This is a genomic window from Caulobacter sp. B11 (assembly GCF_002737765.1).
Lineage (GTDB): Bacteria > Pseudomonadota > Alphaproteobacteria > Caulobacterales > Caulobacteraceae > Caulobacter.
On record NZ_PEGG01000255.1, the window covers coordinates 1 to 3,162 of the forward strand.

Annotated in this window: 4 protein-coding genes and 1 pseudogene; 4 read left to right on the forward strand and 1 reads right to left on the reverse strand. The window is 68.5% G+C overall.

The window, feature by feature from the left end:
• Positions 1-308: pseudogene (locus CSW58_RS10500) on the forward strand (MBL fold metallo-hydrolase); the annotation flags it as partial.
• Here the strand turns inward: CSW58_RS10500 and CSW58_RS10505 are convergent.
• Positions 305-712 carry a hypothetical protein gene (locus CSW58_RS10505; RefSeq protein WP_099447252.1) on the reverse strand — a complete coding sequence of 136 codons (408 nt, stop codon included), beginning with the start codon at positions 710-712 and terminating at the stop codon, positions 305-307. The pseudogene CSW58_RS10500 and the gene CSW58_RS10505 overlap by 4 nt on opposite strands.
• Before the next feature lie 175 nt (positions 713-887).
• Here CSW58_RS10505 and CSW58_RS10510 point away from each other — a divergent pair, with 175 nt between their 5' ends.
• The 3 genes from CSW58_RS10510 to CSW58_RS16265 all read left to right on the forward strand — a co-directional run.
• Entirely contained in the window at positions 888-1,352 is a 465-nt protein-coding gene (locus CSW58_RS10510) for a chemotaxis protein CheW (protein WP_099447250.1), read from the forward strand.
• An 89-nt stretch (positions 1,353-1,441) separates the two neighbouring features.
• Positions 1,442-2,542 carry a Zn-dependent alcohol dehydrogenase gene (locus CSW58_RS10515; RefSeq protein WP_099447251.1) on the forward strand — a complete coding sequence of 367 codons (1,101 nt, stop codon included), beginning with the start codon at positions 1,442-1,444 and terminating at the stop codon, positions 2,540-2,542.
• 441 nt (positions 2,543-2,983) lie between these two features.
• The coding region (locus tag CSW58_RS16265) for a TetR/AcrR family transcriptional regulator (RefSeq protein WP_369825161.1) at positions 2,984-3,162 on the forward strand (179 nt) is incomplete at its 3' end.

The following is a 3,162-nucleotide window of genomic DNA, read 5'->3' on the forward strand; positions in this document are numbered from 1 at the left end:
CCGACAGCGTGCTCGTGCTGCCCGCCCACAACGACCCCTTCCGGGGCCTGCACGCCCGCATCGACCACCTGATCGCCGGCCACGAGCGGGGTCTGGAGCGCCTGGAGAAGAAGCTGGCCGAGCCCAAGCGCGCGGTCGAGGTGTTCGGGGCCCTGTTCGCCCGCGCCATCGGGCCCGAGCTGCTGGGCATGGCCACCGGCGAGGCCCTAGCCCACCTCAACTGCCTGATCGGCCGAGGCCGGGTGGCGCGTGAGGCGGACGCGGCGGGCGTTCACTGGTATCGGGCCTTGGCCCGCGCGCCGGCCTAGCGGCAGACGGTCCGCTCATAGACCGCCCCGCTGCGACGGTCATAGTCGCGGACGGTCCAGCAGTCGCTCGGGCGCGGGCCGCGATCATAGCCGTAGCCGTAGCCATAACGGGGCGGCGGCGGCGCGTAGCCGTATCCGTAGCCATAGGCCGGACGGCTGTAGCCGCGGTCATAGCCGCGGTCATAGCGGGGGCTGTTGTCGCCGCTGGACAGGGCCGCGCCGAGCGCGAGGCCGATCACCCCCGCCACGATCACCGCCTCGGCCGTGTCGCCACGGTCGCGGTGACGGTCGCCGCGATGGCGGCGGTAGTCGTCGGCCGAGGCCGCGCTGGCCGAGGCCACGAGGCTGACGGCGGCCAGGCCGGCGGCCACGCGGCCCAGCAGGGTGAAGGTGTCGCGGGTCATGTTCAGGCTCCCCAGGCCGATCCAACCGGCCATTTCAGAGGCCCAGGGTCCGATCCGACGCCTGAACGGCGCCTGAACGAAAAAGTGCATCCGGTTTATTCACGATTTCCCGCCATGCTGGATTTTCGAACGGTCGCCAGAACGGACGGCCGATCTACGTGAAAGCGATCGAGCGATGTCGAACAACGTGGCGTTCCGGGCCGGCGAGGCCCTGCAGGTGCTGTCGTTCGAAGTGGGCGCCCAGACCTACTGTGTTCCCGTCGGCACCGTGCGCGAGATCCGCGGCGTCACCCCCGCCACCCCGCTGCCGGACGCGCCGCCCTTCGTGCGCGGCGTGATCAATCTGCGCGGCCAGGTGATGCCGGTCATCGACCTGTCCGAACGGCTCGGCAAGGGCCTGGCCCTCGACGGCCCGCGTCAGGTGATCATCGTGGTCGAGCACAATGACGACGTGGCCGGCCTGCTGGTCGACGCCGTCTGCGACAGCTTCATCGTCCCGGCCGAAAGCATCAGCACCCCGCCGTCGGTCGGCGAGGAAACCTCGCCCCTGGTCTCGGCGATCGTCACCCTGGACACCGGCATGCTGATCCTGCTGGCCGTCGAGACCATCCTGCCCGAGCGCCCCGCCCTGGCCGCCTAGGATCCCAACTTCGAACATTTGTTCGAATAGACTCTTTCGCCGACCCCCGCCGAACGCTAATCTCTCCCCGCAACAACGGGAGAGACGGCATGAAGGCGGCTGTGCTGCGCGAGGTGGGCAAGCCCCTCCAGATCGAAGATGTGGCCATCGGCAAGCCGGGCCCGCGCGAGGTGCTGATCCGCACCAAGGCCGCCGGCGTCTGCCACTCCGACCTGCACTTCGTCGAAGGCTCCTATAGCCACGCCCTGCCCGCCGTGCTGGGCCATGAGAGCGCCGGCATCGTCGAGGCGGTCGGGTCCGAGGTCCGCACCGTCAAGGTCGGCGACCACGTCATCACCTGCCTCAACCCCTATTGCGGCCACTGCGAGGTGTGCCTGACCGGCCACCTGAACCTGTGCATCAGCTCGGAAACCCGCCGCGCCAAGACCGATGAGCCGCGCCTGTTCCGCGAAGACCTCTCCGGGTCGGGCGACACCAAGATGGCCCAGTTCCTGAACCTGTCCTCGTTCGCCGAGATGATGCTGGTGCACGAGCACGCCTGCGTCGCCATCCGCAAGGACATGCCGTTCGACCGCGCCGCCCTGATCGGCTGCTCGGTGCTGACCGGGGTCGGCGCGGTGACCCAGACCTCCAATGTCCGCCCGGGCGAGACCGTGGCCGTGATCGGCTGCGGCGGCGTCGGCCTGGCGGCGATCAACGGCGCGGCCATCGCCGGCGCCGGCCGGATCATCGCCATCGACCGCATCGCCTCCAAGCTGGCGCTGGCCAAGCAGTTCGGGGCCACCGACGTGATCGACGCCAGCGATGGCGACGCGGTCAAGCAGGTGCTGGAGATGACCGGCGGCGGCGTTCACCACAGCTTCGAGGCCATCGGCCTGAAGGCCACCGCCGAGCAGTCGTTCCGCATGCTGCGCCGGGGCGGCACGGCCAATGTCATCGGCATGATCCCGGTGGGCGTCAAGATCGAGCTCAACGGCTCCGACTTCCTGGGCGAGCGCCGCATTCAGGGCAGCTTCATGGGCTCCAACCGCTTCCCGGTCGACATGCCCCGGCTGGTCGACTTCTACATGTCGGGCAAGCTCAACCTCGACGCCCTGATCTCGCGCCGCATCAGGCTGGACGAGGTCAACTCGGCCTTCGACGAACTCAAGCGCGGCGAGCTGGCGCGGTCGGTGATCGTGTTTGACTGAGGGCGGCGGCTTGGGCGTCTGACCTTCAGCCCTCTCTCTTTGAGAGAGGGCGGGCCCCGTCCCGGCGAAGGCCGGGATGGGAGGGTGAGCGGTTACAGCCTCGGCGGAAGGGCGCTGCCGGGCGTCGGCAGCCGATTCAACAAGTCGGTCTGATCGGGACCAGGAACAGGTGCGCTGTCAGCTTAAGCGCTAAAGTCCGCATCGGACGCGTCTCTGACCTTGGGAAGGTCCGCTTCCTGGCAAAGACCCAAGCGTTACGGATCTGTATTTCGCTAACGGCCAGGCCTGGCGCAAGGGAGGATCGCCTACTTTCAAGAGCCCCGGTCGATGGCGGTGACCTCGACGGATTGCGTCCTGGGCGCGGGATCACGCGGGGCGCTGGCTCTTGCCATCTCTTGCTCTGCCGCGCCAATAGGAGGCGGCCGGAGTTTTGAGGCGACGATGACCCAGACACGATTGAAAGGCTCCGAGCGCCGCGAGCGCTTTCTCGACGCGGCCGCGCAGATCGTGATCGAGCAGGGCGTCGCCGCAGTCACGATGGACGGCGTGGCGCATCTGACAGGCGTCACCAAGGCGCTGGGCTATCGCTACTTCACCGACCGCGACGATCTGCTGACGGC

Coding starts and splice junctions, on each gene's coding strand:
- CSW58_RS10515 (WP_099447251.1), top strand. CDS start 1,442: ATGAAGGCGGCTGTGCTGCGCGAGGTGGGCAAGCCCCTCCAGATCGAA.
- CSW58_RS10510 (WP_099447250.1), top strand. CDS start 888: ATGTCGAACAACGTGGCGTTCCGGGCCGGCGAGGCCCTGCAGGTGCTG.
- CSW58_RS10505 (WP_099447252.1), bottom strand. CDS start 712: ATGACCCGCGACACCTTCACCCTGCTGGGCCGCGTGGCCGCCGGCCTG.